Annotated in this window: 6 protein-coding genes; all 6 read right to left on the bottom strand. The window is 45.4% G+C overall.

The annotated features are described in order from the left end of the window. Positions 1-42: 42 nt before the first annotated feature. Positions 43-1140: a CDP-glucose 4,6-dehydratase gene (rfbG, locus tag DWX28_RS06435; RefSeq protein ID WP_118252194.1), complete on the bottom strand. Its 1098-nt coding sequence runs from the start codon at positions 1138-1140 to the stop codon at positions 43-45. 365 nt (positions 1141-1505) lie between these two features. Further along, positions 1506-2321, bottom strand: a complete 816-nt coding sequence (locus tag DWX28_RS06440; protein ID WP_022214423.1) for a Cof-type HAD-IIB family hydrolase — start codon at positions 2319-2321, stop codon at positions 1506-1508. Between the two features lie 76 nt (positions 2322-2397). After that, positions 2398-3345, bottom strand: coding sequence for a GTP-binding protein (locus tag DWX28_RS06445; RefSeq protein WP_118252195.1), 948 nt, complete (start codon positions 3343-3345; stop codon positions 2398-2400). Next, complete coding sequence (locus tag DWX28_RS06450; protein ID WP_022214421.1) at positions 3333-3941, bottom strand: GDSL-type esterase/lipase family protein; 609 nt, start codon at positions 3939-3941, stop codon at positions 3333-3335. The genes DWX28_RS06445 and DWX28_RS06450 overlap by 13 nt, the downstream gene beginning before the upstream one ends. Before the next feature lie 33 nt (positions 3942-3974). Next, positions 3975-4253, bottom strand: coding sequence for a DUF1294 domain-containing protein (locus tag DWX28_RS06455; RefSeq protein ID WP_319638501.1), 279 nt, complete (start codon positions 4251-4253; stop codon positions 3975-3977). A gap of 26 nt (positions 4254-4279) precedes the next feature. Further along, positions 4280-4864 (bottom strand): M48 family metallopeptidase, encoded by a 585-nt coding sequence (locus tag DWX28_RS06460; protein ID WP_330417631.1) that lies wholly within the window; start codon positions 4862-4864, stop codon positions 4280-4282. Positions 4865-5036 lie beyond the last annotated feature (172 nt).

Genomic DNA, 5036 nt, shown 5'->3' on the forward strand with positions numbered 1-5036 from the left:
GTGATGGCATTTTGCCCCGTATGTCTCGGGATTTTGCCATCTTCATGGCAAAACACCTCGCGGGATATTATCTGTGAACAGTGGCACAAGATATTCCCTGATCTGACGATCTGTAAATGCAGCCATATCCGCTCCGTCAAGCCATGCCTGATACCATTCTACGGTATGGGCGATTGCTTCTTTTACCTGCCAGTGCGGTTTCCATCCGAAGGTACTGCGGATTTTGGAGCAGTCAAGTTTCAGGAAGTTCGCCTCGTGAGGACCTCCCTGATAGAGATTCTCCCAGGCAGCCTCGTCACCCCAGGATGCGCAGAAAAGATCTGCCAGTTCGCCTGTTGTGATACAGTCGTCATCGCCAGGTCCTACATTGTAAGCTCCTGCTTTTGATGCATCTTCGTACTGGCTTCCGGCGAGCATCAGGTATGCGCCCAGCGGCTCCAGTACATGCTGGTATGGGCGGGTGGAATGTGGATTCCGAACGGCAATCTTCCGTCCCTTTGAAACTGCTCTTACGCAGTCCGGAACAATACGATCTGCCGCAAAATCACCACCACCGATCACATTGCCGGCACGTGCTGTGGACACTGCGATCCCGAGCTCATTGAGAAAAGATTTCTCATAGCTGTGCGTTACCAATTCGGAGCAGGATTTGCTGTTAGAATACGGATCATAACCGTCCAGTTCATCTGTTTCGCGGTAGCCCCACTCCCACTCATTATTTCGGTATACCTTATCTGTCGTCACGTTCAGGAAAGATTTTACGCTCCTGCACTGTCTCACTGCTTCCAGAATGTTGACCGTTCCCATGACATTTGTCTCATACGTATAAACAGGATTTTTGTAGGATTCTCTCACGATCGGCTGTGCCGCCAGATGCAGTACGATCTCCGGCTGTGCCTCTGCAAAAACCTGATGCAGTTTCTCCAAGTCGCGGATATCTCCTGTGACAGAACGCATCCTGGATTCTATATCCAGAAGATGAAACAGATCCGGTTCTGTCGGTGATTCCAGCGCATAGCCTGTAACCTCTGCTCCCAGGTTCAGAAGCCAACGGCAGAGCCAGGAGCCCTTGAAACCAGTGTGTCCGGTTACAAGAACTTTCTTTCCTTTATAAAAGTTAAAATCAAATGTATTACTCATCTATTTCTCCTTTTGCTCAAGCATAATGCCTGCAATTCAGGCATAGATAAAGTTACTGTTCACTCCATTTACAGTAACTTGGTCAAAATGCATTCCACATCACCTTCGGTGATAGCATTTTGCCCCGTATGTCTCGGGATTTTGCCATATTTATGGCAAAACACCTCGCGGAATATTACCTGTGAACAGTAATTAAACAATTTTATTATACTCGCATTCATTTGTAAAGTCACTTGTTTTTGCCGGATTTCCGATATATCCCTTTAGAGAATAAATAATTCCTGTTCACAGTAACGATAAATATTAAAAAGGTCCCCGGAACATTCCTGTTCAGAAGACCTTTGTGGAATTTATGGTAATCTTATTTACAGAATAAATTTACGGATGATCTCGGCAACTCCGTCGTGATTGTTGTCGTGCTCCGTCACATAATCGCCGTATTCCTGGATTCCCGGAAATGCGTTGCACATTACTGCGCCAACATGGGCTGCCTGAAGCATTTCGATATCATTCTGTGCATCTCCTGCAGATACGGAATTCTCGATCGGGATTCCCAGATGATCGCACATCCAGCGAACTGCTTCCCCCTTGGAGACAGCCTTTGGCACGATCTCAAGATAAGTTGCATTTGAGAAAAAGCTTCTCACGGTATCGGAATATTTAGAAAGAACTTCTTTCTGGAATGCTTCACTTTTGCTTCTGTCATTGTCAATTGCCAGAAGTTTATATGGATCCTGAATAATTGCATCCTTTGCGTTTTTTACGATTTTATATGGTAAGTTCTGTACTTTCGCGTATTGCTGAAGCAGTTCATTGTTCTCTACCGTCAGAATCGCTTCATCTGAATATGCCTGCATATACAGATTTCTTTCTACTGCTTTCTCAAAAATCTCAACTGCTGTATCCTGTGAAAAAGTTACACCATGAATTGTTTCTCTGTGGTAAGGATCGTAAATCTGTCCGCCGTTAAAAGCGATTACATAACAGCCCTCTCCTGTCAGTCCGACGCGTTCTGCAATCTGCAGTCCGCTGGCAAGAGCACGTCCTGTTGTCACAACGATCTTGTGTCCTTTTGCCAGTGCCTCGTCCACTGCTGCCCTGTTTCCCGGGGTGATCTCCTTCTTGTCATTCAACAAAGTTCCATCCAGGTCTGTGAATAAAATCCTGGTATCAACTGCCATCTTTTCTCTTCCTCCATCTGTATATATTTGCCCTCTATATCCAAATATATAATATCTTCCTTCGTCTTCGCAAGAGTTACTTTTTATCTGGTTCCAGATATTTTCTGATTTCTTCTTCCTCCAGATGTTCCCCGATCACGATGATAACTTTCTGTCCAGCTTCGATCGGACGCAGGGTGATCTCGTGATGTGTGGCATTCAATTCTGTCCACGATCCATCTGTTTCCTGTGTAAATCCCTTGATACGAAAAACAGAGCCACAGGCAGGATCTTCCATAATTTTCTGCGCTGCTTCGCGCAGATCTTCTTTTGAGATTTCCAGATCCATGAAATACTTAGACTGAAAAACATCGTCATCATCCAGGTTCATTTTCTCGTAATCTTCAGCAATGTATCCGCTGTTCATGATGCGCTCAAAATCTTCATTTTCAAACTGTTTCCAGTCTTTTTTTATGATCTCATCTTCCTTCAGTCTTCGCTTGCAGTGTACCGTTTCCAGTGCGCGGTTCAGGTGATCGATCGTGTTCTGGATCGTTTCTCCAGAAGCCTCCTGTGTCTTGCTGAGGACAATACAGCCTGCATCTGCGACCTCGGAAGCCAGGATATAATCTGCCTCCTCTGACATTTTTTTATCCAGTCCCACATCAACAACAGCGATCACATTTCCGATCTGATACCAGCGATCCAACGGTTCTTCGTGCAGTGCATCAAAAAACTCATCCATATCAAAAATCCCTGACGGCTCGATCAGAACGCGGTCATATCCGCACATTCCCATCGCGATCAGCTTGGTCTTGAAACGTCTTCTGTGGCAGTCTTTGTCGCATCCTCCGGCTACCATTTCAAGCTCACACTGTTCGCTTTCCAGCTCCCGAAGCAGCATCATATCTACATTTACCGCGCCGAAATCATTCTCCAGAATTCCGATATTGTAACCCTGATCCATCAGATAACGGGCATATTTTTTTATGAAAGTTGTCTTTCCTGATCCGAGAAATCCTGTGATCAGATCTACTTTAACCATGTAATTTCCTCCTGTATGTTCTGTGCAAATATATGATGTCCTTTTTCTGAAAAATGTACTCCATCGTATACGACTGGGATGTCCCATTTACCAGCGTCCGTAAAGCCGATTCCCAGGCGTTCTGCGACTTTTTTGTATTCTTCGCCAAGTTGTCTTGATTCCTGATACAGCCGTTCTTCATCTACCCAGGCACCGTATTCCATCCGGGCTGGTGCAATCAAATAGAGTGTGATCTTTCCACTGGAAACCGCCGGTTCTGCCATGAGTTTTTTCAGAAAAGTCTCCATTCTCTGTGCCGTATCTTTCGCTGTAAACTGCTGTTCCTGCAGAAGATCGTTCGTTCCAAGCATGATCCACATCCATACGGGAGCATCCTTATCCTGCCAGTCCTTTAACTGTTCGCAGGCAAAACGGATCTGGCTTCCTGTGTGCGGAATACACCTTCCACAGATGCCGTGATTCTCGATCTTCCACTTCGTTTCGCTCTCCAGGATACCTGTCCAGCGGTTTTGTTCTGGATACTGGTCCCCCATCAATGTACACGGATCATAGCCGTATGTATTGGAATCTCCATAACAGATGATCGTTCCTGCCATCGTTTTTCCTCCGTTTCTATCCACAGTTTCTGTTCATTTAACTCCTGCCATAAGCCATGCGAGCAGTCCATATTCTACAACAAGGATCAGAGGTACTCCTACAGAAAATTTCTTCTTTCTTGTCTTATGATGAAAGGTTTTCATTCCTGCCCACGCACCAAAACTTCCACCCAGAAGCGCAACCCCGATCAGAGTACTTTCCGGGATTCTCCATGCCCCACGTTTGGCTTTTTCCTTGTCAATTCCATACATCATGAATGCCACTATATTTATCGTTATCAGATACCAGCTGAAATATTTCATTAAATCCATATGTTTCGTTTCCTCCCTGTACTATTTTATATGAACTGTCCTCCCAGTTCTTTCAGTCTCTGCTTCCGCTCCTGATAATCCGGCATTTCCTGCTCCACAATCGCCCAGAACTTCGAAGAATGGTTCATCTCTTTTCGGTGTGCCAGTTCATGAACCACCACATAATCCAGAATCTCCGGCGGCATCAGGACCAGTCTCCAGTTAAAGTTCAGATTTCCGGCCGAACTGCAGCTTCCCCACCGGGTTTTCTGCTCTCGGATCGTGATTCTGCCATAGTTTACTCCCATCCGTGCCGCAAAATATGCCGTTCTTTCCGGGAATATTTTAAGGGCTTTCTGAACACCGTCTCTTCGTTCTTCATCTGTGATCACATGACGAGTCTCCCGGTAATCTTCAAGCTTTTTCTGCTGCTTCAGGATCCAGTCTTCGTGATCTTTTACAAATCTGACAACCCTGTATTTCGCCAGTCGCTGCGGCGCACGCACGATCACTCTGCCATCTGGTTTTACCTGCAAAGATATGGTTTTACGGTCTGAACGGATCAGTTCATATGTTATCGTATCTATCGTTTTACCCTCCGTAATACAAAAAAAGTTCCACAGTATCATCATTTTCACCGTAATGATACCATGAAACTTATTTTGCGTAAAGAACAGCGGCGCGGATTGCGAATATCCGCTTTGCTACCTGCTCATAACCAAATAACTGCTCCGCAGTTTATTTGGGTGACATGCTCCCACCACTTAAATCTTTGATTTTGAAGTGGGGGCTTCTTGCTCAATG

The sequence above is a fragment of the Blautia sp. AF19-10LB genome (assembly GCF_003461245.1).
Lineage (GTDB): Bacteria > Bacillota > Clostridia > Lachnospirales > Lachnospiraceae > Blautia_A > Blautia_A intestinihominis.

Bases quoted from the DNA above. Each gene is read 5' to 3' on its own strand.
- DWX28_RS06450 (WP_022214421.1), bottom strand. From the start codon at position 3,941: ATGGCAGGAACGATCATCTGTTATGGAGATTCCAATACATACGGCTAT.
- DWX28_RS06440 (WP_022214423.1), bottom strand. From the start codon at position 2,321: ATGGCAGTTGATACCAGGATTTTATTCACAGACCTGGATGGAACTTTG.
- DWX28_RS06460 (WP_330417631.1), bottom strand. From the start codon at position 4,864: ATGATGATACTGTGGAACTTTTTTTGTATTACGGAGGGTAAAACGATA.
- DWX28_RS06445 (WP_118252195.1), bottom strand. From the start codon at position 3,345: ATGGTTAAAGTAGATCTGATCACAGGATTTCTCGGATCAGGAAAGACA.
- DWX28_RS06455 (WP_319638501.1), bottom strand. From the start codon at position 4,253: ATGGATTTAATGAAATATTTCAGCTGGTATCTGATAACGATAAATATA.
- rfbG (WP_118252194.1), bottom strand. From the start codon at position 1,140: ATGAGTAATACATTTGATTTTAACTTTTATAAAGGAAAGAAAGTTCTT.